Below are 24,533 nucleotides of genomic sequence, written 5' to 3' on the forward strand. Positions count from 1 at the left end.
GGCGGTTGGCAGGCATGCCGCAGTACGCCGTCGCCACGGCGGCAGTGCTTGCCGAGATGAATCGGAAAGCGCTTTCCTTATGCAGGGAACCGTACAGAAACCGGTTTCTCCCTGTCAAGGGCTCGTCACTGTTGGTAGCTCGAAGCGGTTCGATGGATCGTTCGAATCGCCGTCCCGGGCCTGATCGGAACCCGTGTCCCAGGTCACAGCAGTTGCATGTCACGGCATCTGGGACGGGACGTGTCTTCACAGCAAGACGACGGAAAGGAACGAACATGCGAGTCTTCGTCACTGGCGCAACCGGAGCACTCGGGCGGCACCTGGTGCCCGGACTGGTCGCGGCGGGTCACCAGGTCACGGCCACCACGAGGTCGCACGGCAAGGTCGCAGGGTTGCTGGAGGCCGGCGCGGAACCGGTCGTGGTCGACGGACTGGACCGCGAGGGAGTGATCGCCGCGGTCTGCGCCGCCGAGCCCGAGGTGATCGTGCATCAGATGACCGCGCTCGCCGAGATGCGGAACCTCCGCAACGTCGACAAGGTCTTCGCCGCCACCAACACCCTCCGGACCCGCGGCACGGACAACCTGCTCGCGGCCGCCGAGCGCGCGGGTACCCGGCGGGTCGTCGCTCAGGGCCACAACTTCGTGTACGAGCAGTCCGGCGGACCGGTGAAGACGGAGACCGACCCGCTCATCTCGAAGCCGGTCTCCTCGGCAGTGCAGACGATGGCGGCGATGAAGTACGTCGACCAGACCGTGCCGCTCAAGGCACCCGAGGGAATCGTTTTGCGCTACGGCACCTTCTACGGCCCGGGCGCCTCGGATGCGCTGGTGGAGCTGGTGCGCAAGCGGCAGATGCCGATCGTGGGTGGCGGGACCGGCATCTGGTCCTTCATCGAGACCAGCGACGCCGCGGCCGCCACGCTCGCCGCGGTCGAGCGCGGCGAGCCCGGTGTCTACAACGTGGCTGACAACGACCCGGCGCCGGTCGCCGAGTGGCTGCCGTACCTGGCCGAGCTCGCCGGCGCGAAGCACCCGATGAACGTGCCCGCCTGGCTCGGGAAGCTGCTGGCCGGCGAGTTCGTCCTGGCCCAGATGACCACCGCGCGCGGCGTCTCGAACGAGAAGGCGCGGACGAAGCTCGGCTGGGAGCCGAAGTACGCCAGTTGGCGCGACGGCTTCCGCGCCAGCGTCAACAGCTGACTAGGCCTCCTTGAACGTGACGTCGGCGGTGGTTTCGACGGCGGCGGTCCGGCCGGGGGCTCGGTGGTACTGCCAGTACATGTTGGTGTGGGCGATCACCTTGTCCGGCGGCGGGGCGCCGTACTCGGTCAGGTCCTCGGTCGTGTGGGCGTCGCCGACGAGGGTCACGTCGTACCCGCGGACGAAGGCGCCGTGGATCGTCGAGCGGATGCACTCGTCGGTCTGCGCGCCGCTGACGAAGATCCGGCCGATCCCGGCCTTCGCCAGCACCTCCTCGAGGTCGGTCTCCTCGAAGGAATCGGCGTACGTCTTGTGGACGATTGGCTCCGAGTCCTCGCGTCTCAGCTCGGGGACGAGTTGCCAGTTGTCGCTGTCCTTCGGCAGTTGCTCGCTGTTGTGCTGGACCCAGACGACCGGCACTCCCCCGGCGCGCGCCTTGCCGACCAGGGTGCTGATGTTCGCCACCACCTGGTCGCGGTCGTAGCCCTCCGACACGACGCCCTGCTGGACGTCGATCACCACGAGGGCCGTGTTCGGCCGATCTGACAACGTGGACATCTCGTTCCCCTCCCTCTGCCAGCTTCCAGAACGAACGCTAAACCCACCCGCCGACAGTTTCAGGAGACCTTCCAACTGCGAAGCCGCAGGCGGACCGTCGGTACGTCGCCGTCGTCGAGGTCCTCGGCCCGCCGCACCGCCGCCTTCACCGGCAGGATGTACCGCCCGTCCTTGGGGAACATCGAGGTGTCCCAGACGCTCTCCCCGATCTCGGCCTGGACCGGGATCATCCCCCAGCCGTAGGTGACGAAGTTCGACTCGGCCTCGAAGTACCCGCACTCCTCCTCCGGCACGGTGATGAAGTACCAGGGCGCCGGTCCGCGCCAGAACCAGATCTCCCCGGCGAACTCGATCTCAGTCACCGGCACCTGCCTCCAGCAATCGTCGGCCGAGCTCGCGGCTGGCTTCCTGCAGCTCGGGTGAGCCGAGGATCCGGTACGGCGCTCCGATCGCGGTGAGCTGGCCGGCGTACCAGTCCGGCTCGTCGGTACTCGCGAGCAGCCGGGTGTGCGAGGCGTCGATCTCTTCCAGCCGGCCCATGCTCCGCGGGATCCAGCAGGCCGCGTCCGCGAGCGGCGCGTCGATGATGACCTCGATCTTGTACTTCCACCCCAACGCGAGGTGTTCCTCGACGGCCGCGAGCGGGTCGAGGTCGTGCGGAGGGGTGAAGGTCTCGGCCTGAGCCTCGACCCGGCGAATCTTGTCGACCCGCAGCACCCGCTTGGCCGACTTGGAGTTGGACCAGCAGAGGAGATACCACCGGCCCCGGCGTACGACGACCGCCCACGGATCGACGTCCATGGTCCAGCTCTCCCCCGGCGACCGCTCGTAGTCCAGCAGCACGCGCCGCTGCGCCGTACTGTGCGAGACCAGTTCGGCGGTCACCGTGGGATCGGGAGTGCGGGCACCGGGATCAGGTCCGCGGGCGCTGACCCGGCGTACGGCGTCGGTCGCCCGGGCGATCGATTCGGGCAGCACCCGGATGATCTTGCCGAGTGCGTCATCGACCGGATCGTCCACACCGCGCGGGCTCTCGAGGATCGCCATCACCAGGCCGAGTGCTTCGGCGTTGCTGAACATCAACGGTGCCAGCCGCAGTCCACGGCCGACCCGATAGCCGCCGTACGGGCCGCGGACCGATTCGATCGGGATCTCGGCCTCGCGCAGGATCGCGACGTACCGCCGGGCCGCCCGCTCGGAGACCCCGAGCTTGTCCCCGAGTTGCTCGGCCGTGATCCCCGGGCTGTTCTGGATCAGCTCGAGAACCATCAACGTCCGGGCCGTCGGACTCACGTCGTACGCCATCACTCACCATTCCGGAAGTCAATCGTCCGGAACCGACCTTAGCTTGTGGCCATGGAGTCGGCGAGGGTGTGCCAGCAGACTAATCACCAGGGCGGCAGGTAAGGCCCAGAGGGCGCGGCTGGTCGACCAGTCGTCGTCGGCTGTGTAGGGGAAGACCGGTACGACGTCCGCGAACGGGCGGGCCAAGGCGACGAATGTCGCGATTCCGACGATGCCGGCCGACACCGCGCGTGCCGGGCCTTCGGATCCGCGAGAGCGTTGCCAGGTGAGGAATCCGGCCGTGGCGACGACCAGGGCGATCCCTTGCCAGGCGACGTCCGCCGCGTGACCGAAGTACCCAGGCCGCGTCTCCCGTACGGCGACCACCCACACCACCACCAACGCGACGGCGCCGGCCGACCGTGCCGTCGTACGCCACCAAAGGCCGCGCGGGAGCGTGTCGACGACCGCGGCGGCCGGCTCCGGGTAGCACCAGACGACTGTTGCCGCGAGCAACCCAACGGCCGTCCCCTGCAACGGCCACAGCGTGTAGGGCCACCGCTCCACCAGCAGGAGCAGTCCGATCGTGAGCGCCGCGCCGGTCCCCAGGAGTCCCCAGGGAACGGCGCGGGCGGCATAGCGGATCATGGCTGTGACGGCAACGGGTTGATCATGACGTCCGGCACGCCGGTGGTGATCGCGAGTACGGCGCTCGTCACCGCGAGCACCACGATCACGGCCAAGGCGACCAGCAACTGACGCCGCGGACGTTCGCGATCGTGCAGCAGGGCGAGTACGACGCCCAGCGCACACAGCGCCAGCAGGTAGACGCAGTACCACTGCGGTGACCCGGTCAGGATCGCCATCCGGTCCGCATCTCCGGGAACGCCGTACGGACCGGCGAAGTAGGTCCACGGCGCAACCAGCCGGATGTATCGCAGCGGCTCGAACAGGCCCTGCATGATGATCGTCTCGGTCACCAGCAGTACGGCGAACAGCGGCGCGGCGCCTCGACGCGGCAACCACCGCCCGAGCAGCAGCCCGAGGATCGGCCCACCGAGTGACGGGATCAGCCCGAGCGCGATCAGGTTCGCGACAACCCAGCCGTCGCCGATCCCACCGAACGGCGCACCGTGGGCGGGCACCGGCCAGTGCCGGTACGCCCAGATCGCCCAGCCGAGCCAGCACAGACCCGCCGCGAACGGCACGACCAGCGCACACACCAGGGCAAGGGTCCGGGTTCGCTCGCTCACCACGACCGCGCCGGCGGCCGAGGCGATCTGGTCCGACGTCCGGGTCAGCGCGGCCATCACGAGCAGTCCGATCACGCCGAGCCCGGCGGCCGGCGCGATGACGTTGCCGAGCGAGGACATGTTCCCGTCCGGCTTGCCGATCGAGCTCAGGGCGACCAGCGCGACGCCGGCGAGGAAGAGTGGATGCGACGCGTAGCGGGCGATCTCTTTGCGCGCGAGCTGACCGAGCATCGACGTAGGCCGAGCGGCCACGACAGCGGTAGTCATCGTGGTTCTCCGATCATGGTGTCGCTGCGGACCAGCAGATACGCGTCTTCGACCGCAGGCTCGGCCGGACGACTGCCCGCTGCGGGGATACCACCCAGCGATCGCACTTCACCGGTCCCGGTACGCCACGACGACAGCGCCCCGGAGTTCACCTCGGCACCGATCCACACCTGGCCGTGAGCCAGCGCGATCAGCGACGACACCGATCCGTCGAACCGGATCCGGCCGTCGTCGAGGATGATCACCCGGTCGCACAACGCCGACACGTCCTCGGTCTGATGCGTCGCGATCAGGACCGCACCGCGATCGGCGTACGACGACAGGATGCCGCGCAGCGAGGCCCGTTGCTCCGGATCGAGACCGGTCGTCGGCTCGTCGAGCACGACCAGATCGGGGACGCCCATCAGCGCCTGGGCGAGGGCGAGCCGTCGGCGTTGGCCACCGGACAGTGCCGACACGCGTTTGGTACGCCGGTCCGACAGCCCGACCAGGCCGAGGACACGGTCGACCTCGCGATGCCGCGCGTCGGTGTCCTTCCATTCCTTCAGTACGGCGATGTAGTCGAGGAACCCGAAGCTCGTCATCCGGCGTGGGATGCCGACCTCCTGCGGTAGGTAGCTGAGCCGGCGACGGGCCGCCGTACGGTCTGCGGCACCACCGGTGACGACGTGCCCGCTGACGACGATTCGTCCGGCGGTCGGCGGCATCGCGGTGGCCAGCAGCCGCAGCATGGTCGACTTGCCGGCGCCGTTCGGGCCGAGCAGGCCGATCACGCCGCGGTCGAAGCCGAGGTCGGTGCGGTGCAGCACCTCGGTACCGCCGTACGACTTGGTGACGCCGTCGAGGACGGCGATCTGGGAGCTCATGCGTAGCCTCCTGGTGCGTGGTGTGAGGTGAGCCGGATGGCGAGAGCGGCCAGCGCCAGGAGGGCTGCGACAGCGAAGGCCAGTTGGGCGAACGGGGTGTCGACCGCACTGAGCTGATCCATGGACCGCAAGGTTCCGACCGCGGTGAGCCAGAGCCCGGCGACGACCCAGGCGGTCACCGGCGCGGTCCACCACGTCAGCAGGGTGAGTGCGAGCAAGGTGAGGGTCAGCGACGGCAGCAGCCAGGCGAACGCGTCCGCGCCGACGAACGGCAGGACGAGTCCTGCGAGCAGTACGACGGGCAACGCGACAGCAACCGCGGACGCCGTTCGTAGCAAGGCGATCCGCACCTTGCTGAACGGAGTGGCCGCAGCCAGCTCACGGATCGGGTCGGTGGCGTCGTAGGCCGTTGCGACGGTGATTGCCGGCAGCAACGGGGCGAAGAGCAGGTAGAACGCGCGCTGCTCGGCGGCCGGCATCATCGTCCCGCCGACACCGATCACGAACGCGCCGACGAGTGAAAGCAGCCACGGCCGATAGAGCGAGCTGGACGCGCGCAGGATGATGGCATCGGTCTCGGCCAGGCCGAGCTTCTGCAGCAGTCTGAGCGGCCAGGGCATCCGCGGCCGTGCGGTCGCGATCTGCACGCCTTGCCAGATGTCGGTGAGCAGGTCCTGCGGTGCCTTGACCGAGGCCAGCTGACGGCAGTCCGCGCAGCCGAGCAGATGCGTCTCGACCGACGCCTGGCGCGCGAGGTCCAAGTCGCCGACGGCGTAGCGGTCCAGCAGTTCAGGGCCGAGGTGCCAGTTCATCAGATCCTCCCGTCCCGGATCGGCATCAGCTGATCCCGGAGGCGACTCTTGGCCACCCGGAGACGGCTCTTCACAGTGCCTTGCGGTATGCCGAGCAGCACAGCCGCCTCCTTGGTGGTGAGTCCGTCGATCACGGTTGCCTGCAAGGTCGCGCGGAGTTCGGGTGGCAGTGTCCGCAGCGCGCGGCCGACATCGCCGTACTCGACTCCTCGCAGCAGTTCGTCCTCGGCGCTGTTCACGAGCGGTACGGCGGCGCCGACGACGTCATCGCCGAGCGGATCGGCGGCCGGGTGACCGCGGAGCGCGGAGATGAGTCGCCGGATCGAGATCCCCCAGAGCCAGGCGGCCACCTCACCCTCACCACGGAAGCGCCCGGCCGACTGCCAGACAGCGACGAAGGTGTCCTGCAACGCGCCGGCCACGAGTTCCTGGCTGCCGCAGCGACGGTTCAGCCGGAGCAGCAACCAGCCGGCGTGGCGTTCGTAGAGCTGTCGCAGCGCCGCCTCGTCACCCGCGGCGATGTTCCGCAGGAGATCGGCGTCGGACAGCGTGCTCATATCCTTACTGTCGCAGCGGAGGTCACCGGCGGATCGACCTGATTTTCCGTGCTGTGGCGGCGACTTTCCGTGGCCGGGATAAGTGCTCAGCTGGTGAGCGGTTTGTCTGCGACCATGGGCGGGTGCGGGCAGATCGATTGGTGGCGGTGCTGTTGCTGCTGCAGGCGCGCGGCCGGGTGACCGCGGCCGACGTGGCCGAGGAGCTGGAGATCTCGGTGGCGACGGCGCGGCGCGATCTCGAGGCGCTGTCGACCGCCGGGATCCCGGTCTATCCACAGCCCGGACGCAACGGCGGTTGGCAGCTGATCGGTGGTGCGCGGACCGATCTCAGTGGGTTGACCGCTCCGGAGGCGCAGGCGCTGTTTCTGCTGGTTGGGCCGGCTGCGTCGATCGCGCCGGACGCGAAGGCCGCGCTGCGGAAGCTGGTGCGTGCACTCCCCCAGACGTTCCGCGAGCACGCGGAGGCCGCGGCCGAGGCAGTCGTGATCGACCCGGCTCGCTGGGGTGAACACACCAAGGAACGTCCTGAGCTGGTGCATCGGTTGCAGGATGCCGTCGTACGACGTCTGAAGGTCCGACTGGTCTACGCAGGGCGCGGGCGGGAGCAGTCGGAACGGTTGGTCGATCCGCTCGGGCTCGTGGACAAGGACGACATCTGGTACCTGATCGCGTGGACGCCGAAGGGGCAGCGGACGTTCCGGGTCGAGCGGGTGGTGTCGGCCGAGTTGACCGACGAGCCGTTCGAGCGGCCGGCCGACTTCGACCTGTCCGCGGCGTGGAACGAGATCGTCGAGCAGATGGAGGTACGGCGATCCGGCCTGACCGCGACCGTGTTGATGGACGAGCGGCACCTGTGGGTGATGCAGGACCGGCTCGGGCGGCACTGCGAGGTCGACGGGATGGAAGGCGACCGGGTGCGGATCAAGGTGACCGCGCCGACGCCGCTGATGATCGCGCAGCACCTCGCCGGCTGGGGTGGGTCGATCGAAGTGATCGACCCACCGTCGGTGCAGGCGGAGCTGGCCCGGCTCGGGAGTGAGCTCGCGACTCGTTACAGCGGGATCGAGTAGAGGATGAAGCCGCGGTTCTCGGCGACCTGGTCGTAAAGGCGCCGGGCGGTCTCGTTCGTCTCGTGGGTGGACCAGTAGACGCGGCCGCAGCCGCGTTCGTTCGCCCACTCGGTGACGGCTTCGATCAACGCCCGGGCGGCGCCTTGCCCGCGGGCTTCGGGGGCGGTGAACAGGTCCTGCAGGTAGCAGGAATCGGGCGCCGTCGTACTGGCGTGGGTGAGGAAGTGCGTGATGCCGACCAGTGTGCCGTCGAGGCGGGCGCCGAGGGCGTGGATCTCCTTGCCCCGCCGGAATCTGGTCCAAGCCTGATCGTAGAACTCGGCCGGCATCGTCCGGCCGTAGAACTCGTTGTACCCGGCAAACAGTTCCTGCCAGGTGTCGCGGTCGGACGATTCCAGCGGGCCGATGGTGAGCATGGGCAGAACCGTGGCACACCGAAGCGCCGAATGGACCACTGGGGTGAGTAAGGTGCCGGAGTTCATCTTGTCCCGTCAACGTCTTTCAGGAAGCGTCCGTGACCACATCCCCTCCCCAGCCCCCGCAGAACCCGTACCCCGGCCAGCCGGGCGGTTACGGACCCCCGCCGGAGCAGTACCCGCAGTACACCCAGCCCCAGGGCCAGCCGTTCGGTCAGCCCGGTGGCCAGCCGCAGCAGGCGCCGTACGTGCAGCAGTCGTTCCCGCAGCAGGCGCCGCCCCAGCACGGCGGTCAGACCTTCCCACAGCAAGGCCAGCCGTTCCAGCAGCAAGGCCAGCACCAGGGGCAGTTCCCGCAGCAGCAGGGGCAGCCGATGCAGCAGGGTGGTCTGCAGTGCCGGTTCTGTGGTGCCGTGCCGGCCGCGCAGGCGACCGTCCGCGGTCACCAGGGCATGATCATCATGATGCGGTTCCTCAAGCTGCAGGGTCCGTTCTGCCGCACCTGCGGGATCGCGTCCGTCCGTGACATGACCGCGAAGAGCCTGTGGCAGGGCTGGTGGGGTATCGGGTCGATGATCATCAACCCGATCACGATGCTGATGAACCTCGAGCCCTGGTCGAAGTTCCGAAAACTGCCCGAGCCCGCCCCGGGTGCACCCGGCCGGCCGATGAATCCGGGCAAGCCGCTGTTCCAGCGCGCGCCGATCTTCATGCTGCTGCTCCCGATCGCGCTGATCACGGCGATCGTGGTGATCAACCTGAACATCACCACCACCTCCGAGGCCAAGGTCGGCTCGTGTGTGGTGAACAAGGGCACGGCGGCGAGCCCGACCGTCGAGGTGGTCGACTGCGCTTCGTCCGAGGCGGAGTACAAGGTCGTCGGCAAGCTCGACAACACCGTCGACGACTCCAAGTGCGACCAGTTCGAAGGCTACGAGGCGGCGTACACCTCCCAGGTCGGTTCGGAGAAGTACACCCTCTGTCTCGGCCGGATCTGAGGCTGGGCCTGAGTCTGGGCGGGGTGCCGGTCTATTGGTAGTAGCCGTCGACCGGCACCTTCGCCTCGTCGTACAGGGCAGGACCTTCCTGCGGTACGGCGGGGAAGCCGCCGGTGCTCTTGAGGCCGTCGAGCTGCTCACCCGACAACGCGTAAACGACCCGGCCGAGACCGGACCGGGCCAACGCGCCGGCGCACATTCCACACGGCTGGCAGCTCGTGTACATGGTCGTCGCCGCGGCAGTCTCCGCATCCAGCTGCCTCGCCGCCCACACCGCGAGCTTCAGCTCCGGATGGAAGCTGATGTTCCCGTCGGTGATGGTCGAGTTCCGCTCCTCCGCGAGTACCGTCCCGTCCGGGCCGACCAGCAGCGAGCCGAACGGCGGGTTGCCGGATGCGCGCGCGGCCGCGGCCAGCTCGATCGCGCGGCGGAGGAAGCCTTCTGCTTCGGGGGTCACTTGTTCTCCCATCGTCGGTGCGCCGCGATCGTGGCCAGCGCTTGCCAGGCCGCTTCGGGCCGTTCGGTCTCGGCAGGATCCCCTACGAAGGGATCCAGTACGACGCTCCGCGCGCCGAGTTCACGGAGTTCGTCGAGGTCGGTGAGCACCTGGTCGAGCGAGCCCTCGCCCGCGACCCGCTCGTCCTCCGGCAGGGCCGACGGGGTCAGCCGGAGCAGGATCCGCGGCGCGAACTCCGGCACCGGGCGGTCCTCCTCGGCCGCGATCGCCCGCAGCCGACCCATTGCCGTGCGCAACCAGTCGACGCGTTCCCGGAGCGGGTGCCAGGCGTCGCCGAGGCGGACGGCCCGGCGAAGTCCCGCCGTACTGCGACCGCCGATCCACAGCGGGATCTGGCCGCCGCCGTAGTCCTTGTCGTTCTCCCAGGCGCGGCGGATCTCGGTCAGTGTCTGGTCGGTCACGCGACCGCGCTGGTCGAAGTCGGCGCCCAGCGCCTCGAACTCCTGCCAGGCCCAGCCGACGCCCACGCCGAGGACGAGCCGGCCGCCGCTCAGCTGGTTGAGATTCGCCGCCATCCTTGCCACCAGCAACGGGTGGCGGTACGGCGCGATCAGCACGGTGGTGCCGAGCCGGACCCGTTCGGTGATGCCGGCGATCCAGCTCAGGGTGGTGAACGGTTCGTAGAAGGGAGCCGGGTACTGCTCGGCGACATCGGGCGTGATGGCGACGTGGTCCGAGACCATGAGGAGGTCGTAGCCGAGGCCCTCGACTGTGCGCGCCCAGTCGCGCAGCCGGGCCGGGGTCGCGCCGGGGCCGAAGTTGGGGACGTTCACACCAAGTTCCACGCCCATCAGGCTATCCAGGTCGAGGGTGGGTTCTGAAGGGAATGCTCCCGGCGTACGGCGGCTTCTGCCGTGGAATCGCCGGTATATTTGCGCTATGACCGAGAGTCTCGATCCGACCGACTGGGCCATCCTGGTCGAGTTGCAGAACGATGCCCGGATCTCGCTGACCGAGTTGGGCCGCCGGGTGAACCTCAGCGCGTCGGCGACCACCGAGCGCGTTCGGCGGCTCGAGTCGACCGGGATCATCACCGCGTACCGCGCCGAGGTGGATCTGACGAAGGTGGGTTATCCGGTGCTGGCCGTCGTACGACTGAAGTACCCGGGCAACAAGCACGGCCCGTTGCACCAACTGCTGAAGGAGCGCCTCGAGATCCTCGAGTGCCTGCGCACCACCGGCGACGACTGCTACACCCTCAAGGTCGCCGCCGCCTCGATGCCGCACCTGGAGGAGTTGGTGAACGAGCTCACCGAGTTCGGCAGCACCACCACCAACCTCGTCTACTCCCAAACCCAGCCCTACCGAGGACCGCAACAGAACCCCGCCCCGTCCGCACACTGAGTCTCGCTCTGGGCGGGGCGGACCTCCACCACTCACCAACCGCACACAATCTCCGCAGCTCAGGCTCAGCCGTGGGCTCAGACAGTCCATCCGCAAGGGTTGGTGAGTGGTGGAGGTCCGGGAAGCCGAGGTACGGCGCGCCACTCGGGCTGCCGGCGGGAGGCTGCATCGACGTAGGCTGACGGTGTGAGGGTGCTCGTCACTGGGGCCGCTGGTCTGCTGGGGAGCGAAGTTGTGCGGCTGGCCGAGCACGAGGTGATACCGACCTACCACAGAGCGCCAGTGCCGGGTGGGGTCCGGATGGATGTCCGGGACCGGGGCGAGGTCGAGGACGTCATTCGCAAGGTCCGCCCGGACGGGATCATTCACGCCGCCTTCCAGCAATCCGACTGGGTGACGACGGCCGACGGTCCCGCGAACATCGCCATCGCTGCCCGCGGCACGCGGCTCGTCTTCGTGTCGACCGACGTGGTCTTCGGCGGTGGCGAGCAGCCGTACGACGAGGACGCGAGTCCCTGCCCGATCACGCCGTACGGCGCGGCGAAAGCGGCCGCGGAGACCGCCGTCAGGGCGATCGACCCGTCCGCCGTCATCGCCCGGACGTCGCTCATCATCGGGTACGACGGCAGGTCGTCCACCGAGCGACTCGTGCATGCTCTGGCCGCCGGCGAACCAGGAGCACTACACACCGGCAACATCCGATGCCCGGTCTATGTGACCGACCTAGCCTCGGCGTTGCTCGAGCTCCTGGAGTCAGACGCCAAAGGCCCGGCTCATGTGGCCGGCCCCGAGGCGATCGACCGGCTCGAGCTCGGCCGGCTGATCGCCGCCCGCGACGGAATCCACCCGCACGTACTGCCGTTCGCGCCCGGCTCCCCCTCGGACGTCCGCCTCGACGGCAAGCGAACCCAGGCGATGCTCCGGACCCGGCTGCGACCGGTGAGTGAGTTCCTGGTGTAGGTCGATGTGGTTGCGCTGTTCCGGGCTGGACACGGTCGGCGAGCCTGGACCCGGCTGATTTCGGCGCAACCGGCCGAACCGTGAACACCTTCCGGGGGCCTCGGACATCTGGCCAGATGTACGCGGTCCCGACAAGGTGTCCGAAGTTCCGGCTTTCCGCGCGGGTTGACCACCATCCGGCTGATTCGGTCCGGATCCCGAGACCCCAGCCCCAGATCCGTGCAATCGCCGGGACCTGAGACAAGAAAACGGTTCGCGGAGACCTGATATTTCATGTCCCAGCCCACCAGACGGTGTCTCAAGGTCCCGCCTTCTCCCCTGGTTTGACCAGCATCCGGACCAAACCGGCCACCACTTGGTGTGCGACACCACAGTCGGTCCGCAGACAGGGCTAGGCGGTTTCGTCCACGGTCGTGGTGACCGGGGTGCCGAGCTCGACAGTGCGGCTGACGGTGCAGAGTCGGTCGTGGGACATCTTCACCGCGCGCGGGAGAGCCTCGCGTGCCTTGTCGCCGTCTTCGCCCTCGGGGAAGCGGATGGTGAACTCGACGGCGAGGTTCTCCATCCGGTTGCCCTCCTCGGGGTCGCGGAGCTTGTCGCCCCGGACCACCGCGCGGAACTCGGTCGGCTCGGCCCGGCGGCTGACCACCACGTCGACGTCGATCGCGGTGCAGGTGCCGATCGCGGCCAGCAGCAGTTCGACCGGGGTGAAGTCGGTGTCGTCACCGCCGGAGCCGATCCGGAGGGTGCCGCCGCGTGCGTTGCGGACCTCGTAGCTGCTGTTGGCCAGGCGCTCGAAATGCACCTGCCGGAGTGAGTCACCCATAACCGTCACATTCTGTTGCTTGTGGCAACGTCAGAGATTCTTCAGTGCCTCGGCCGCCGGGGTCTCACCGGCGACGAGTTCGAGGGTCCGGCCGATCGAGGCCGGGGTGTCGCAGAGCCCGGCCAGCACCAGCGCCACGTCGTCGCGGCTGATGCTGCCGTTCCCGGTCTTGTCCGCGAGCCGGACCTGGCCGGTGCCCGGGTCGTTGGTGAGTGCGCCCGGCCGCAGGATGGTCCAGTCCAGGTCGCGCCGTCGGAGGTCTTCCTCGGCGGCCCACTTCGCCTTCAGGTAGACGGTGAACACCTCGTCGTCGGTCAGTGAGTCAGCCCGGTCGGCGCCCATCGAGCCGACCTGGATGTGCCGCCGGACGCCGGCCTGCTCGGACGCGTCCGCGAACAGCGCGGCGGCCCCGCGGTCGACCGTGTCCTTGCGCGTCTTCCCGCTGCCCGGTCCCGCGCCGGCGGCGAAGATCGCGACGTCGGCTCCGGCCAGTACGTCGGCAACGGCTGCCGCGTCGGCCTGTTCGAGATCCAGTACGGCGGCCTGCCCGCCAACTGTGGTGATGTCGTCCTCGTGGTCGGGGTTGCGGACCATCCCGACCACCTGATGCCCGTCCTCGGCCAGCAGCTTGGTCAGCCGCAGCGCGATCTGCCCGTGTCCACCCGCAATCACCACTCGCATACCCCGAGCCTAACCCGCCGCCGAATCAGGCAGACTGCTCCCGTGCCTCACGCAACAACCGCCGACGGCTGCCGCATCGCCTACCAGGTCCGTGGCGACGGGCTACCGCTTGTTCTGCTCGCCGGCCAGTCCAACAACCACACCTGGTGGGACCCGGTCCGCCCCGACTTCGAGGCGTCGTACCGGACGATCACTCTCGACTGGCGTGGCACCGGGGCCAGCGACAAGCCGGACGAGGTCTACAGCACGCCAGGGTTCGCCGACGATGTGATCGCAGTACTGGATGACCTCGGGTTGGCCACGGCACACGTCTACGGCACGTCGATGGGTGGTCGCGTTGCGCAGTGGGTCGCGATCAACCATCCCGACCGGGTGAAGGCGCTCGTCCTCGGATGTACGTCACCGGGCGCGGCACATGGCTACGAACGCAGCCAGGAGATCCGGCGAGCACTCGCTGATCCCAAGCGGACCGGTCGGGTGCTGCTCGACCTCATGTACACACCGGCCTGGCTGGCGGCGAACCCCGGCCCACACCCGGTCCTGGGTGACGCGAAGATGCCGTCGTACGCGAAGTCACGACACCTGGTCGCGAGCAACAAGCACGACGCGTGGGACGGGCTGCCGAGCATCACGGCGCCGACGCTCATCCTGCACGGGACGGACGACGTCTTCAGCCCGGTCGCGAACGCGCAACTCCTCGCGGACCGGATCCCAGGCGCTCGCGCGGAGCTGATCCAGGGTGCGCGGCACGCCTACTTCCACGAGTTCCACCTGACCGCAGGACCGCTGGCCCTGGACTTCCTGGCTCAGTCGGACTGACTGAGGATCGGGCGGAGGGCATCCAGTACGGAGGGATCCTCGATGGTGGACGGGACCGGCTCGTCCCGGCCGTCCGCGATCCCACGCATGGTCTTGCGCAGGATCTTCCCCGACCGCGTCTTCGGCAGCGCGTCCACCACCGACACATCCCGGAACGCGGCCACCGGCCCGATGTCCCGTCGTACCGCTGCCACCAGTTCGTCCCGCAGGACCTCCTCGGCGATGTCTGCACCGGCCTTCAGTACGACGAGACCGCGCGGCAACTGTCCCTTCAACGCGTCGTGTACGCCGATCACCGCGCACTCGGCGACGGCCGGATGGGCCGCGAGCACGGCCTCCATGCTGCCGGTCGACAACCGGTGACCGGCCACGTTGATCACGTCGTCGGTGCGGCCCATCACGAAGATGTACCCGTCGTCGTCGAGGTAGCCGGAGTCGCCGGTCAGGTAGTAGCCGTCGTACCGGCTCAGGTAGTTGTCGATGTAGCGCTGGTCGTCGCCCCACAGCGTCGGCAACGCACCCGGCGGGAGCGGCAGCTTGATCGCGATCGCGCCTTCCTCACCCGGCGGCAGTTGGGTGCCGACGGCATCAAGGATCTGCAGGTTCCAGCCAGGCATCGGGACGGTGGCCGAGCCGGGTTTGGTCGGCAGCGGCTCGAGACCGCGCGGGTTGGCCGCGATCGGCCAGCCGGTCTCGGTCTGCCACCAGTGATCTACCACCGGTACGCCGAGGTGCTCGTGCGCCCAGTGATAGGTCTCCGGGTCCAGCCGTTCACCGGCCAGGAACAGAGTGCGGAAGCCGGGCAGCTCGTACTTGCCTAGCTCCAAAGCTTCGGGGTCGACTCGCTTGATCGCGCGGAACGCGGTCGGCGCTGTGAACAACGCCTTTGCGCCGTGCTCGGAGATGACCCGCCAGAAGGCACCGGCATCCGGCGTACCGACCGGCTTTCCTTCATAGAGGACGGAGGTAGCGCCGACCAGCAGCGGCGCGTACACGATGTACGAGTGGCCGACGACCCAGCCGACGTCGGAGGCCGTCCACCACACGTCACCCGGTCCGATGTCGTAGACCGCACGCATCGACCAGGCCAGCGCGACCGCGTGACCGCCGTTGTCGCGGACCACGCCCTTCGGCTTCCCCGTCGTACCCGAGGTGTAGAGGATGTAGAGCGGGTCGGTCGCTGCGACCGGGACAGGGTCGGCGGGTTCCGCGCCGGCGGTGAGCTCGGTCCAGTCCAGGTCGCGGTCGCCGAGCTTCGCGAGCGCGGCCTCGCGCTGCAGCACGATCGTGTGGTCGGGCTGGTGCTGGGTGAGCTCGAGTGCGGCGTCGATGATCGGCTTGTACTCGACCACCCGGGTCGGCTCGATGCCACAGGAGGCGGCGACGATCACGCGGGGTCGGGCGTCGTCGATCCGGGCCGCGAGTTCCTTCGGCGCGAATCCGCCGAAGACGACGGAGTGGATCGCGCCCAGCCGGGCGCACGCGAGCATCGTCATCGCGGCCTCCGGCACCATCGGCATGTAGACAATCACACGATCGCCCTGGCCGACCCCGAGCGACTTCAGCGCCCCGGCGAACACCGCGACCTCGTCACGCAACTGCTGATACGTCAGGGTCCGCTTCGTCCCGGTCACCGGTGAGTCGTAGATCAGCGCGGTCCGGTCGCCGTGACCGGCCTCGATATGCCGATCGAGCGCGTTGTACGACGTGTTCAGCTCGGCGTCGGGGAACCACCGATAGAGTGGTGCGGCTGAGTCGTCCAGTGCCCGTTGCGGTGGCCGGGTCCACGAGACCGCCTCGGCGGCCTGCAGCCAGAACCCTTCCGGATCCTCGAGACTCCGGCGGTAGCTCTCGTCGTACGCACCCATCGGCTCAGCCTCCTCGGCTCCATCGTGGCAGGGTTGAGGCATGACGGTAAGTGTCGAGGACATCCGGGCGGCGGCGGAGCGGATCGCCGGGCGGGTACGACGTACGCCGGTGATCCAGGTGGCGCCGGGCCTGACGTTCAAGCTGGAGCTGTTGCAGCACACCGGGTCGTTCAAGCCGCGCGGAGCGTTCAACCGGTTGCTCTCGGCGAAGGAACGCGGTGAGCTGACCGGGCAAGGCATCGTGGCGGCGTCCGGCGGCAATGCCGGACTGGCCTCGGCCTACGCGGCACGGGAGCTCGGTGTGCCCGCGCGGATCTTCGTACCGGTGAACACTCCGGCTCCGAAGCTCACGAAGCTGCGGATCCTCGGCGCCGAGGTCGTACAGATCGGGAACGAGTACGCGGAGGCCTACCAGGCGGCACTCCAGGCACGAGACGAGTCGGGCGCCCTCCTGGTGCACGCCTACGACCAGCCTGAGGTTGTCGCCGGTCAGGGAACCATCGGACTGGAACTCCTGGAGCAGGCCGGCATGTTCGACACCGTGCTGGTCGCAGTGGGCGGTGGCGGGCTGGTCGGCGGCATCGCGACGGCGATCGGCGACAACGCCCAGGTGATCGGCGTGGAGCCGGAGCTCGCGCCGACGATGCACAACGCCCTGCAGGCCGGTCAGCCGGTGGATGGCTCGGTCGGTGGTGTCGCGGTGGATTCATTGGGTGGCCGCCGGTTCGGCGACCTGGCGTTCGAGGCTGTCCAGGAGTACGGCGTACGCTCGCTGCTCGTCGACGACGACGCGATCATTGCCGCTCGCAACCAACTGTGGCAGGACTACCGCTTGGTCGTGGAGCACGGTGCAGCGACGGCGTATGCGGCCCTGACCGCCGGTGTGTACCGGCCGGCCGGTGGAGAGCGGGTCGTCGTCGTGGTGTGCGGAGCCAACACAGACCCGGCGACGCTCAGATAACCGTCTTGCGTTTCGGGCGGTCGTCGGCGAGGACCCAAGCGGCCAGAACACCGGCGATCGCGCCGAAGAGGTGACCCTGCCAGGAGATGCCGTCCTGCGGCAGCAGCCCGCCGAGCAGCGCACTCCCCCACACGAGCACGACGAGTACGCCGACCAGCACCTGACTGAGCCGGCGGTTGAAGATCCCGCGCGCGATCAGATACGCCGCGAATCCGAAAACGAGCCCACTGGCGCCGATGGTGATCGTGTTGGGCGGTGAGACCAGCCAGGTGCCGAAGCCGCCGATGACGGTCACGATCGCGGTGACCGCGAACAGTCGGACCGCACCACTGATGGCGATCAACGCGCCGAGCGTGACCAGCGGCAGCGTGTTCGAGATCAGGTGGCCGAACCCGAGGTGCAGGAACGGCGCCGTGACGACGCCGAGCAGCCCTTCCGGATCGCGCGAGATGATTCCGTACTGATCGAGTGCGCCGTTCATCGCCGTGTCGACGATCTCGCTCAGCCACATCAGCCCGACCAGCGCGGCGAGCAACTTCAGCCCGCCGCCGATCCGGCCCGTGTCCACGGTCCGTCCGGTCCGCTTCGCCGGCGTCTGAAAGCTCATCCACGTCCTCGCTTCGCTCCGGGCGCGGATGAGGCACGAAAAGCACTGTGCTTGATGATGAACTCGCTCCGCTCGTCCATACCCTCAACGATGCCGTATCGGCTCAAATCTCAACCCGTGGTTGGCGCGGCGACAGCACAGGGTGACCTCTGCGATACTCCCCGTGCCTGAGCGGGGCGATGGGGAGAGGCCGTAGTCGAGAGGCCGAGTGAGGTGTGGGGGAAGCGCGATGCCGGTAGCCGTCTATGTGCTCGGCCTGAGCATTTTCGCTCAGGGAACGTCGGAGTTGATGCTCGCCGGGCTGTTGCCTGAGCTGTCAGCGGATCTGCACGTCTCGATCCCCGCGGCCGGTCTGCTGATCTCCGCGTTCGCCGTCGGCATGCTGATCGGCGCACCGGTCCTGGCGGTCGTCACGCTCACCTGGTCCCGCCGTACGGCGCTCTTGCTCTTCCTCGCCGTCTTCGCGCTCACGCATGTCGCCGGTGCGCTCACCCCGAACTACGCCGTACTGCTCGCCACCCGCATCGTCGGCGCCTTCGTCTACGCGGGGTTCTGGTCCGTCGCGGCCGTCACCGTGGTCGCGCTCGTACCGAAGAACGCCCGCGCGCGGGCGATGAGCATTGTCACCGGCGGCCTGACCATCGCCACCATCGTCGGGCTCCCGGCCGGCACCGTGATGGGCCAGCACCTCGGCTGGCGTACGGCGTTCTGGACCGTCGCCGGACTCTGTGTCCTCGCGATGGCCGGTGTGCTGGCGACCATTCCCGGCGGACGTCCCGACCCGTCGCAGACACCACGGCTCCGCGACGAGATCCGTGCGCTCGCCAACTCGCGGCTCTGGCTGGCGTTCTGCACCACCGCGCTGGTCACCGCGACCATCCTGGTGGTGTTCAGCTACCTCGCTCCCCTGCTGATCCAGACGACCGGGCTGACGCCGGGTGCGGTGCCCGGGGTCCTGGCGCTCTACGGTCTCGGCTCGTTCATCGGGATCACCCTCGGCGGCCGGACCGCGGACGCGCTGCCCTTTCACACGCTCTTCACCGGTATCGCAGGCCTATGCGTCCTGTCCACGATCCTCGCCGTCACCGCGACCAGCCCGGTCATCGCGATCACGGTCATCGTCCTGCTGGGCGGCTTCGGCTTCGCGACCAACCCGGCTCTCAACGCGCGTGTGTTCAGCCTGGCGGGTGATGCCCCGACGTTGGCGACGGCGATCAACTTCTCCGCGTTCAACGTCGGAATCACGGCAGGGCCGTGGCTCGGCGGTCTGGCGATCGACGCCGGCGCGGATTACTCCGCGCTCGGCTGGATCGCCGTCGCCACCGGGCTCACGGCCCTGGGTACCGTCGTCGTGGCAGCTCTGCTGCCGGTCAGTTCACCGGACCACTCGGGTCGATATGGCTCGGGTCGAACTCGGCGTGCCGGTTGAACACGTACTTGTTCAGCAGCCAGGTGACCGCCCACAGCCCGACACCAATCAGCATCAGCCAGCCGGCGATCTTGTAGTCCGCAGTGGCCCGTCCGGACAGCGGGCTGGCCAGGTAGACGCACAGTACGGCGCCCAGGATCGGCAGCACGGTCGGTGCGTGGAAGTGCTTGTGCTCGACCCGGTCCCGGCGCAGCACCAGGACGGCCACGTTCACAATCGCGAACACACACAGCAGCAGGAACGCCGTCGTACCACCGAGCGCGGCCAGGTCGGCGTACCCGATCAGGAAGAACGCGAGCAGCGTGGTGAACAGGATCGCGATCCACGGTGTACGGCGCTTGCGCAGCACCCGGCCGAGCGGACCGGGCAGGACCTGCTCGTGCGACATGCCGTACAGCAGCCGGCTCGCCATCAGCATGTTGATCAGAGCCGAGTTGGCGACCGCGAACATCGTGATCCAGGCGAAGAGTTCGAGCGGGAAGTTCGGTGCGCCGGCTTCGACCACCTTCAGCAGCGGTGTGGATCCCTTGTTCAGGTCCTCGGGCGACACCAAGGTGACCGCCGAGATCGCGACCAGGACGTAGATGACTCCGGTGATGCAGAGGCCGATCAGCATGATCTTCGGGAAGATCTTGACCGGGTCCTTGGTCTCCTCGGCCATGTTCACCGAGTCCTCGAAGCCGACCATCGCGAAGAACGCCAGCGCGGTCGCCGCGGTGACGGATCCGAACGCCGTCTCACCGGACGGGGTGTTGAACTCGGTCAGCCGGGAGGTGTCGCCGTCACCGCTGCCGATCGCCCAGGCACCGATCGCGATCACGATCAGCAGACCGCTGAGCTCGACACAGGTCAGCACGACGTTCGCCTTCACGCTCTCGCCGACACCGCGCAGGTTCACCAGCGCGATCAGGGCCATGAAGCTCAGCGAGGTGATCATCAGCAGCGAGCCGCGCTCGGGGTCGATGTCGGCGGCGGAGAAGAAGTTCGCCGCGAACGCCTTCGACGCGCTCGACGCCGAGGTGAGGCCGGAGCACATCACCGCGAAGGTGAGCAGGAAGGTGAGGAAGTGGATCCCGAACGCCTTGTGCGTATAGACCGCGGCGCCACCGGCCCGTGGGTACTTGGTGACCAGTTCCAGATAGCTGGTGGCGGTCAGCAGCGCCACGATGAAGGCGCACAGGAACGGCAGCCAGACCGCTCCGCCGACCTGGCCGGCCACCTTGCCGGTCAGCGCGTACACGCCGGTGCCGAGGATGTCGCCGACCACGAACAGCAGCAACAGTCCCGGGCCCATCACCCGTTTCAGCTCAGGCCGGTGACCGACCTCGGGCGCAGCCGCCGCGCCAGCACTCTCACTCATCGTGCCTCCCTGGATTCGGTGCGTCAGTGGACCATATCCGGGGGTGCATCGGCACGGCCCGAGACAAGGCCGTGACCGGAAGGTGACCGGTGGCCTGCGACCATGTGGCCCGTGATGCACCTTCGTCTCATCGTCCCACCGGATCGCACCGGGCGCGTCCTGGACACGCTCGTCGACGACCCGCGGGTGACCAGCATCGTCCACCTCGCCGGAGCGGCGCATCGTCCCGCCGGTGACGTCGTCGAGTGCGACGTCACCCGCGAAGCGACCTCGGACATCCTCGCCTGGCTCAAGGAACAAGGCTTGTACGACGATGGCTCGGTGGCGATCGCGCAGGTCGACTCGGCACCGTCCCGGAACGCCCGCGCGACCGAGAAGGCGGCACCAGGCGCGCCGGACGACGCGGTCATCTGGGACGCCGTCGTCGACAACGCCTACAACGAGGCCAAGGGTTCGTGGGTGTACTACGCGTTCCTGACCCTGGCGACGATGATCGCGGCCGTTGCCGTGGTCACCGATTCGTCGATCCTGGTGGTCGGCGCGATGGTCGTCGGGCCCGAGTTCGGAGTGGTCGCGGCGCTGGCGGTCGGGATCGCGCTGCGCAACGCCGGTCTGACCTGGCGGTCCGCGCTGTTGCTGGTGTGGGGCTTCCTGCTGGCGATCGTGCTCACCACGCTCGCCGCCTTGTTGGCCCGCGCGGTCGGGTGGATCGATGTCGGTGACGTGACGGCGGCGCGGCCGTTGACCGGGTTCATCTGGCGACCGGACAGGTGGTCGGCCGTGGTCGCCGTACTGGCTGGGTGTGCTGGTGTGTTGTCGCAGACGGCCGGGCGGGCGAACGCGCTGGTCGGGGTGTTCATCTCGGTGACCACGGTGCCTGCCGCCGGCGACCTGGCGTTGTCGGTCGCACTGTGGGCGCCGCACCACATCGGAGGTGCCGCGGCGCAGCTCGGCATCAACCTCGTCGGGATGACGCTGGCCGGAGTGATCACGCTGCTGCTGCAGCGGGTGATCTGGCGGACCTACCTGCGGATGAAGAGGGGCGCGGGCGCGCGCGTTGAGGCTTGACCGGGCGTCCCCTGTCCGGTCCGCGCGCGCCCTGCCCCGTTAGTCGTACCCCATTCGGGGGTGCCCCGCACCAGACATCTGGCTGACGCATGTCGGACATGGCGCGAAGTCGCCAGCCAGCTTCAGGGCATCCGGGAGACGAGATAGCCTGTCCAGGATCCGGGCTGCACGGGAGGGTTGGATGCTGGAGTCGCTGGGGGTGGAACCGGCGGACGAACAGGCCTACCGTGCGCTGCTCGCCGCCCCGGGGTGCGACCTGACCGAGTTCACCAAGCGACTCGATCGGGACGAGAAAGAAGTCCTCGCGACGGTCGAGCGGCTCGAGGAACTCGGGCTGCTGACGACCACCTCCGACCGACCACCCCGCCTGTTGCCGACCCGCCCGGATGTTGCGGTCGACGCGCTGGTCGCCGTACGGCGTGCCGAGTTGGACCGGGTTCGGGCCGAGGCACGGGTGCTGCTGTCGGAGCTTCGGGCGCAGGAGCAGCACCGGCCGGAGAACCTGGTCGAGGTGATCGTCGGGCAGGAGGCGATCGCGGCGCGGTTCGCGCAGTTGCTGAACGGGACGCGGGAGCAGTTGCTGGTGCTGGACCGGCCGCCGTACGCGTCGCAGGTCGACGAGTCGGACACGCGGGTGCGCGGACTGCTCAACGAAGGGGTGGTTGTCCAGGGCATCTACTCCCCCGACTCCCTCGACGTACCGGGCGGAGTGGACGAGGCGTTCAGCGCGGCCGATGCCGGCGAGACGTCACGGGTGCATCCGCAGGTGCCGATGAAGCTGGCCGTGTTCGACCGCACGGTCGCGCTGCTGCCGTTGGCGGTCGACCAGTTGGTCGACAGTGCGCTCGTCGTACATCCGTGTGCGTTGCTGGACGCGCTGATCGAGATGTTCACGCTGCTGTGGGATCAGGCGGTGCCGGTGGTGCCGCCGGCGAAGACGGATCCGCTGGACGCGCGGTTGATGACGCTGCTCGCCGCGGGATTCAAGGACGACGCGATCGCGCGGCAGCTCGGGCTCAGCAGCAGGACGGTCGGACGTCGCGTCGCCGAGCTGATGGAGACGCTGGGTGCGCGGACCCGGTTCCAGGCCGGGATCCACGCTCAGCGCCGCCATCTACTCGAAGACAGCTGAGTCAGCAGGTGCCGAGCATCTGCTGCAGGGCGGTCTTCTCGGCCGACTGCAGCGCCAGACCGTAGGTGTGCTTCACCCAGATCCATTCGCGCGCGTAGATGCAGTGCACCGAGGTGTTCGGCGGCTTCCACGCGGACGGGTCCTTGTCACCCTTCGAGCGGTTGCTCGACGCCGTGACCGCGATCAGCTGCGCGATGGTCAGGTCGTTGGCGAACTGCTGCCGCTTGGAGGTGGACCAGGTGTTGGCACCGGACTTCCACGCTTCGGCCAGCGGGACGATGTGGTCGATGTCGATCGACGAGTCGTCCTCGACCCAGGTGGAGTCGTACACGCTGTACCACCGGCCGGCAGTCGGCTCGCACTGGCTGTCGACCGTGACGCCGGTGCCGTCGCGCTTCAGCACCTGGTCGCGGGTGTCGCAGGTACCGGACTGGGTGATCCAGTGCGGGAACAGGTCCCGGCTGTAGCCGGTGGTCGAGCCCTCGGCCTTGACCGTGAGGCCTGCCAGCTGGGTGGCCGCCGTACTGGCCGAGGGCGGGGTCGGTGGGTAGGCCAGCGCCGGTCCGGCGCTCAGGCCCCATGCGGTCGCGGTGGCGACAGCAGTGATCACAAGCGTGGTGAAACGTCGCATCAGTCAGGCCTCCGAAGGGTCGGGCGGGTCCCCCCTGACTTGCTGCCCTCAGCCTTCCCCGACTACACGGCGTAAGAAACCACTCACCGATGAAAGCCGCGTGAACGGTCCTGCTCAGGCCGGTGTCGGCGCCGCCGGCTCGAAGCTGGCCAGCATCTCCTCCAAGGCGCGCTGGTTGGGTCCGACGAACGGATCCGCCTGCGGTGCTGTCTCGAGAAGATCCAGAAACTCGGTGGTGTGTCGCGGTGCCGGCGGCAGGTGGGTACTCAGGATCACCGACGGGTCCATCTCCCGCAGCGGCTGGATGGTACGGCGGAAGGCTTCCTGGTCGACGTTGTGCACCCACGGGCTGTCGAGCGTCGCCCACAGCAACTGTCCGCCGCGCAACGCGTCCTGGGGAGCGTCGCTGACGTCACCGCAGTCGGCGAGTTCCGACGTCGGCATCGGCGCGCCGAAACAGTCGGAGCTGAAGCAGGCCCGCGAGCGGTCGTCGTAGAAACCGACAGTCGCCGGACTGTCGTACAACGGCGGGCGGAAGCCTGTCACCGTCCGGTCCCCCAGCGAGAGCGACTCGCCGGGATTGAGCAGGTAGAGCCGGTCCATCGGCAGCGGCCGCTCGGTCGACATGATCCCGGCGCCGATGAAGGTCGTGATCAGACGTGCCTGCGGGGCCGCTTCGAGCAGGTCGAACAGCGACCCGGTGTGATCCCGGTCCGGGTGGGTCAGCCAGATCCACCGGACATCCTTCGGATCGACCACCGAACCGAGTGCATCCATGAAACCCCGGTCCGGCAGGCTCAGACCGGTATCGATCACCAACGGTTCGGCCGCCATGAGCACGAACGCGTTGATCGGCAGAAACCCGATCCCGGGTATCGGTAGCTGGTCACTCAGCACGCTGATGTCAGCACCTACACGGTTGATCCGCATGATGATTTCCCCCTTTGGAGTTCGGCCGTCACCCACTGCAAGAACGCCGGAACCGCTCCTCTTCGGAGCGTCCGCCGCCTTCCACGTGCTGTCAAGAACCCGCCGACATCCCCTGTT

General features: G+C 68.4%; 28 protein-coding genes. 10 read left to right on the top strand and 18 right to left on the bottom strand.

Annotation, left to right across the window (positions count from 1 at the left end; all coding sequences use genetic code 11):
* The first annotated feature begins 275 nt into the window (after window positions 1-275).
* The gene (locus V9K99_RS25605; protein WP_337004618.1) at window positions 276-1,202 is read left to right on the top strand and encodes an NAD-dependent epimerase/dehydratase family protein; all 927 of its coding nucleotides are present in this window, start codon (window positions 276-278) and stop codon (window positions 1,200-1,202) included.
* Here V9K99_RS25605 and V9K99_RS25610 read toward each other — a convergent pair whose 3' ends face one another.
* The 8 genes from V9K99_RS25610 to V9K99_RS25645 are packed head-to-tail and all read right to left on the bottom strand — an operon-like array spanning window position 1,203 to window position 6,799.
* Window positions 1,203-1,760 (bottom strand): cysteine hydrolase family protein, encoded by a 558-nt coding sequence (locus V9K99_RS25610; RefSeq protein ID WP_337004620.1) that lies wholly within the window; start codon window positions 1,758-1,760, stop codon window positions 1,203-1,205.
* A gap of 59 nt (window positions 1,761-1,819) precedes the next feature.
* The gene (locus tag V9K99_RS25615) at window positions 1,820-2,122 is read right to left on the bottom strand and encodes a DUF1905 domain-containing protein (protein WP_337004622.1); all 303 of its coding nucleotides are present in this window, start codon (window positions 2,120-2,122) and stop codon (window positions 1,820-1,822) included.
* Window positions 2,115-3,065: a helix-turn-helix transcriptional regulator gene (locus V9K99_RS25620; protein WP_337004624.1), complete on the bottom strand. Its 951-nt coding sequence runs from the start codon at window positions 3,063-3,065 to the stop codon at window positions 2,115-2,117. Before V9K99_RS25620 ends, V9K99_RS25615 begins: the two co-directional genes overlap by 8 nt.
* An 18-nt stretch (window positions 3,066-3,083) precedes the next feature.
* A complete protein-coding gene (locus V9K99_RS25625) occupies window positions 3,084-3,692 on the bottom strand; it encodes a hypothetical protein (protein ID WP_337004627.1) in 609 nt (202 codons plus the stop codon).
* Entirely contained in the window at window positions 3,689-4,564 is an 876-nt protein-coding gene (locus tag V9K99_RS25630; protein ID WP_337004629.1) for a hypothetical protein, read from the bottom strand. Before V9K99_RS25630 ends, V9K99_RS25625 begins: the two co-directional genes overlap by 4 nt.
* Window positions 4,561-5,430, bottom strand: coding sequence for an ATP-binding cassette domain-containing protein (locus V9K99_RS25635; RefSeq protein WP_337004631.1), 870 nt, complete (start codon window positions 5,428-5,430; stop codon window positions 4,561-4,563). The genes V9K99_RS25630 and V9K99_RS25635 overlap by 4 nt, the downstream gene beginning before the upstream one ends.
* The gene (locus V9K99_RS25640; protein ID WP_337004633.1) at window positions 5,427-6,242 is read right to left on the bottom strand and encodes a zf-HC2 domain-containing protein; all 816 of its coding nucleotides are present in this window, start codon (window positions 6,240-6,242) and stop codon (window positions 5,427-5,429) included. The genes V9K99_RS25635 and V9K99_RS25640 overlap by 4 nt, the downstream gene beginning before the upstream one ends.
* Window positions 6,242-6,799, bottom strand: a complete 558-nt coding sequence (locus V9K99_RS25645; RefSeq protein ID WP_337004635.1) for an RNA polymerase sigma factor — start codon at window positions 6,797-6,799, stop codon at window positions 6,242-6,244. Before V9K99_RS25645 ends, V9K99_RS25640 begins: the two co-directional genes overlap by 1 nt.
* 122 nt (window positions 6,800-6,921) lie before the next feature.
* Here V9K99_RS25645 and V9K99_RS25650 point away from each other — a divergent pair, with 122 nt between their 5' ends.
* Window positions 6,922-7,869, top strand: coding sequence for a helix-turn-helix transcriptional regulator (locus V9K99_RS25650; RefSeq protein WP_337004637.1), 948 nt, complete (start codon window positions 6,922-6,924; stop codon window positions 7,867-7,869).
* Here the strand turns inward: V9K99_RS25650 and V9K99_RS25655 are convergent.
* The gene (locus tag V9K99_RS25655; RefSeq protein WP_337004639.1) at window positions 7,851-8,285 is read right to left on the bottom strand and encodes a GNAT family N-acetyltransferase; all 435 of its coding nucleotides are present in this window, start codon (window positions 8,283-8,285) and stop codon (window positions 7,851-7,853) included. The two genes, V9K99_RS25650 and V9K99_RS25655, sit on opposite strands and share 19 nt — an antisense overlap.
* A gap of 98 nt (window positions 8,286-8,383) precedes the next feature.
* Between V9K99_RS25655 and V9K99_RS25660 the strand changes: the two genes are divergently transcribed.
* The gene (locus V9K99_RS25660; RefSeq protein WP_337004641.1) at window positions 8,384-9,283 is read left to right on the top strand and encodes an LppU/SCO3897 family protein; all 900 of its coding nucleotides are present in this window, start codon (window positions 8,384-8,386) and stop codon (window positions 9,281-9,283) included.
* A gap of 31 nt (window positions 9,284-9,314) precedes the next feature.
* On the opposite strand, the gene V9K99_RS25665 is transcribed toward V9K99_RS25660, so the two are convergent.
* Together V9K99_RS25665 and V9K99_RS25670 are read right to left on the bottom strand one after the other, a co-directional pair.
* Entirely contained in the window at window positions 9,315-9,740 is a 426-nt protein-coding gene (locus V9K99_RS25665) for a nucleoside deaminase (protein ID WP_337004643.1), read from the bottom strand.
* Window positions 9,737-10,585 carry an LLM class flavin-dependent oxidoreductase gene (locus V9K99_RS25670; protein ID WP_337004645.1) on the bottom strand — a complete coding sequence of 283 codons (849 nt, stop codon included), beginning with the start codon at window positions 10,583-10,585 and terminating at the stop codon, window positions 9,737-9,739. Before V9K99_RS25670 ends, V9K99_RS25665 begins: the two co-directional genes overlap by 4 nt.
* A gap of 94 nt (window positions 10,586-10,679) precedes the next feature.
* On the opposite strand from V9K99_RS25670, the gene V9K99_RS25675 reads away from it, so the two are divergent.
* Window positions 10,680-11,144 carry an Lrp/AsnC family transcriptional regulator gene (locus V9K99_RS25675; RefSeq protein ID WP_337004649.1) on the top strand — a complete coding sequence of 155 codons (465 nt, stop codon included), beginning with the start codon at window positions 10,680-10,682 and terminating at the stop codon, window positions 11,142-11,144.
* Between the two features lie 186 nt (window positions 11,145-11,330).
* A complete protein-coding gene (locus tag V9K99_RS25680; RefSeq protein WP_337004651.1) occupies window positions 11,331-12,104 on the top strand; it encodes an SDR family oxidoreductase in 774 nt (257 codons plus the stop codon).
* A gap of 391 nt (window positions 12,105-12,495) precedes the next feature.
* Here V9K99_RS25680 and V9K99_RS25685 read toward each other — a convergent pair whose 3' ends face one another.
* Both V9K99_RS25685 and V9K99_RS25690 read right to left on the bottom strand, forming a co-directional pair.
* On the bottom strand, window positions 12,496-12,930 hold the full coding sequence (locus V9K99_RS25685; protein ID WP_337004652.1) for an OsmC family protein: 435 nt from the start codon (window positions 12,928-12,930) through the stop codon (window positions 12,496-12,498).
* Window positions 12,931-12,960: 30 nt separating this feature from the next.
* Entirely contained in the window at window positions 12,961-13,611 is a 651-nt protein-coding gene (locus tag V9K99_RS25690) for an SDR family oxidoreductase (RefSeq protein WP_337004653.1), read from the bottom strand.
* A gap of 42 nt (window positions 13,612-13,653) precedes the next feature.
* On the opposite strand from V9K99_RS25690, the gene V9K99_RS25695 reads away from it, so the two are divergent.
* On the top strand, window positions 13,654-14,430 hold the full coding sequence (locus V9K99_RS25695) for an alpha/beta fold hydrolase (RefSeq protein WP_337004654.1): 777 nt from the start codon (window positions 13,654-13,656) through the stop codon (window positions 14,428-14,430).
* On the opposite strand, the gene V9K99_RS25700 is transcribed toward V9K99_RS25695, so the two are convergent.
* Window positions 14,418-16,298, bottom strand: coding sequence for a propionyl-CoA synthetase (locus V9K99_RS25700; RefSeq protein WP_337004656.1), 1,881 nt, complete (start codon window positions 16,296-16,298; stop codon window positions 14,418-14,420). The two genes, V9K99_RS25695 and V9K99_RS25700, sit on opposite strands and share 13 nt — an antisense overlap.
* A 40-nt stretch (window positions 16,299-16,338) precedes the next feature.
* Between V9K99_RS25700 and V9K99_RS25705 the strand changes: the two genes are divergently transcribed.
* Window positions 16,339-17,259, top strand: a complete 921-nt coding sequence (locus tag V9K99_RS25705) for a threonine/serine dehydratase (protein WP_337004658.1) — start codon at window positions 16,339-16,341, stop codon at window positions 17,257-17,259.
* On the opposite strand, the gene V9K99_RS25710 is transcribed toward V9K99_RS25705, so the two are convergent.
* Window positions 17,252-17,866: a rhomboid family intramembrane serine protease gene (locus V9K99_RS25710; RefSeq protein ID WP_337004660.1), complete on the bottom strand. Its 615-nt coding sequence runs from the start codon at window positions 17,864-17,866 to the stop codon at window positions 17,252-17,254. The two genes, V9K99_RS25705 and V9K99_RS25710, sit on opposite strands and share 8 nt — an antisense overlap.
* Window positions 17,867-18,095: 229 nt before the next feature.
* On the opposite strand from V9K99_RS25710, the gene V9K99_RS25715 reads away from it, so the two are divergent.
* The gene (locus tag V9K99_RS25715) at window positions 18,096-19,295 is read left to right on the top strand and encodes a Cmx/CmrA family chloramphenicol efflux MFS transporter (protein WP_337004662.1); all 1,200 of its coding nucleotides are present in this window, start codon (window positions 18,096-18,098) and stop codon (window positions 19,293-19,295) included.
* Here V9K99_RS25715 and V9K99_RS25720 read toward each other — a convergent pair.
* Window positions 19,237-20,655 carry an APC family permease gene (locus tag V9K99_RS25720; protein ID WP_337004664.1) on the bottom strand — a complete coding sequence of 473 codons (1,419 nt, stop codon included), beginning with the start codon at window positions 20,653-20,655 and terminating at the stop codon, window positions 19,237-19,239. The genes V9K99_RS25715 and V9K99_RS25720 overlap by 59 nt on opposite strands.
* 114 nt (window positions 20,656-20,769) lie before the next feature.
* Here V9K99_RS25720 and V9K99_RS25725 point away from each other — a divergent pair, with 114 nt between their 5' ends.
* On the top strand, window positions 20,770-21,723 hold the full coding sequence (locus V9K99_RS25725; protein ID WP_337004922.1) for a DUF389 domain-containing protein: 954 nt from the start codon (window positions 20,770-20,772) through the stop codon (window positions 21,721-21,723).
* Window positions 21,724-21,904: 181 nt separating this feature from the next.
* On the top strand, window positions 21,905-22,855 hold the full coding sequence (locus tag V9K99_RS25730; RefSeq protein ID WP_337004666.1) for a LuxR C-terminal-related transcriptional regulator: 951 nt from the start codon (window positions 21,905-21,907) through the stop codon (window positions 22,853-22,855).
* Between the two features lies 1 nt (window position 22,856).
* Here the strand turns inward: V9K99_RS25730 and V9K99_RS25735 are convergent, their stop codons facing one another.
* Together V9K99_RS25735 and V9K99_RS25740 are read right to left on the bottom strand one after the other, a co-directional pair.
* Window positions 22,857-23,486, bottom strand: coding sequence for an HNH endonuclease family protein (locus V9K99_RS25735; protein WP_337004668.1), 630 nt, complete (start codon window positions 23,484-23,486; stop codon window positions 22,857-22,859).
* Between the two features lie 114 nt (window positions 23,487-23,600).
* On the bottom strand, window positions 23,601-24,416 hold the full coding sequence (locus V9K99_RS25740; protein WP_337004670.1) for an MBL fold metallo-hydrolase: 816 nt from the start codon (window positions 24,414-24,416) through the stop codon (window positions 23,601-23,603).
* Between the last annotated feature and the right edge of the window lie 117 nt (window positions 24,417-24,533).

The sequence above is a fragment of the Kribbella sp. CCNWLW201 genome (genome assembly GCF_037203805.1).
In the GTDB taxonomy this organism is placed as follows: domain Bacteria; phylum Actinomycetota; class Actinomycetes; order Propionibacteriales; family Kribbellaceae; genus Kribbella.

Coding starts and splice junctions, on each gene's coding strand:
- V9K99_RS25700 (WP_337004656.1), bottom strand. CDS start 16,298: ATGGGTGCGTACGACGAGAGCTACCGCCGGAGTCTCGAGGATCCGGAA.
- V9K99_RS25685 (WP_337004652.1), bottom strand. CDS start 12,930: ATGGGTGACTCACTCCGGCAGGTGCATTTCGAGCGCCTGGCCAACAGC.
- V9K99_RS25610 (WP_337004620.1), bottom strand. CDS start 1,760: ATGTCCACGTTGTCAGATCGGCCGAACACGGCCCTCGTGGTGATCGAC.
- V9K99_RS25645 (WP_337004635.1), bottom strand. CDS start 6,799: ATGAGCACGCTGTCCGACGCCGATCTCCTGCGGAACATCGCCGCGGGT.
- V9K99_RS25705 (WP_337004658.1), top strand. CDS start 16,339: ATGACGGTAAGTGTCGAGGACATCCGGGCGGCGGCGGAGCGGATCGCC.
- V9K99_RS25710 (WP_337004660.1), bottom strand. CDS start 17,866: ATGAGCTTTCAGACGCCGGCGAAGCGGACCGGACGGACCGTGGACACG.
- V9K99_RS25720 (WP_337004664.1), bottom strand. CDS start 20,655: ATGAGTGAGAGTGCTGGCGCGGCGGCTGCGCCCGAGGTCGGTCACCGG.
- V9K99_RS25730 (WP_337004666.1), top strand. CDS start 21,905: ATGCTGGAGTCGCTGGGGGTGGAACCGGCGGACGAACAGGCCTACCGT.
- V9K99_RS25675 (WP_337004649.1), top strand. CDS start 10,680: ATGACCGAGAGTCTCGATCCGACCGACTGGGCCATCCTGGTCGAGTTG.
- V9K99_RS25715 (WP_337004662.1), top strand. CDS start 18,096: ATGCCGGTAGCCGTCTATGTGCTCGGCCTGAGCATTTTCGCTCAGGGA.
- V9K99_RS25630 (WP_337004629.1), bottom strand. CDS start 4,564: ATGACTACCGCTGTCGTGGCCGCTCGGCCTACGTCGATGCTCGGTCAG.
- V9K99_RS25690 (WP_337004653.1), bottom strand. CDS start 13,611: ATGCGAGTGGTGATTGCGGGTGGACACGGGCAGATCGCGCTGCGGCTG.
- V9K99_RS25620 (WP_337004624.1), bottom strand. CDS start 3,065: ATGGCGTACGACGTGAGTCCGACGGCCCGGACGTTGATGGTTCTCGAG.
- V9K99_RS25725 (WP_337004922.1), top strand. CDS start 20,770: ATGCACCTTCGTCTCATCGTCCCACCGGATCGCACCGGGCGCGTCCTG.
- V9K99_RS25740 (WP_337004670.1), bottom strand. CDS start 24,416: ATGCGGATCAACCGTGTAGGTGCTGACATCAGCGTGCTGAGTGACCAG.
- V9K99_RS25605 (WP_337004618.1), top strand. CDS start 276: ATGCGAGTCTTCGTCACTGGCGCAACCGGAGCACTCGGGCGGCACCTG.
- V9K99_RS25655 (WP_337004639.1), bottom strand. CDS start 8,285: ATGCTCACCATCGGCCCGCTGGAATCGTCCGACCGCGACACCTGGCAG.
- V9K99_RS25635 (WP_337004631.1), bottom strand. CDS start 5,430: ATGAGCTCCCAGATCGCCGTCCTCGACGGCGTCACCAAGTCGTACGGC.
- V9K99_RS25640 (WP_337004633.1), bottom strand. CDS start 6,242: ATGAACTGGCACCTCGGCCCTGAACTGCTGGACCGCTACGCCGTCGGC.
- V9K99_RS25735 (WP_337004668.1), bottom strand. CDS start 23,486: ATGCGACGTTTCACCACGCTTGTGATCACTGCTGTCGCCACCGCGACC.
- V9K99_RS25625 (WP_337004627.1), bottom strand. CDS start 3,692: ATGATCCGCTATGCCGCCCGCGCCGTTCCCTGGGGACTCCTGGGGACC.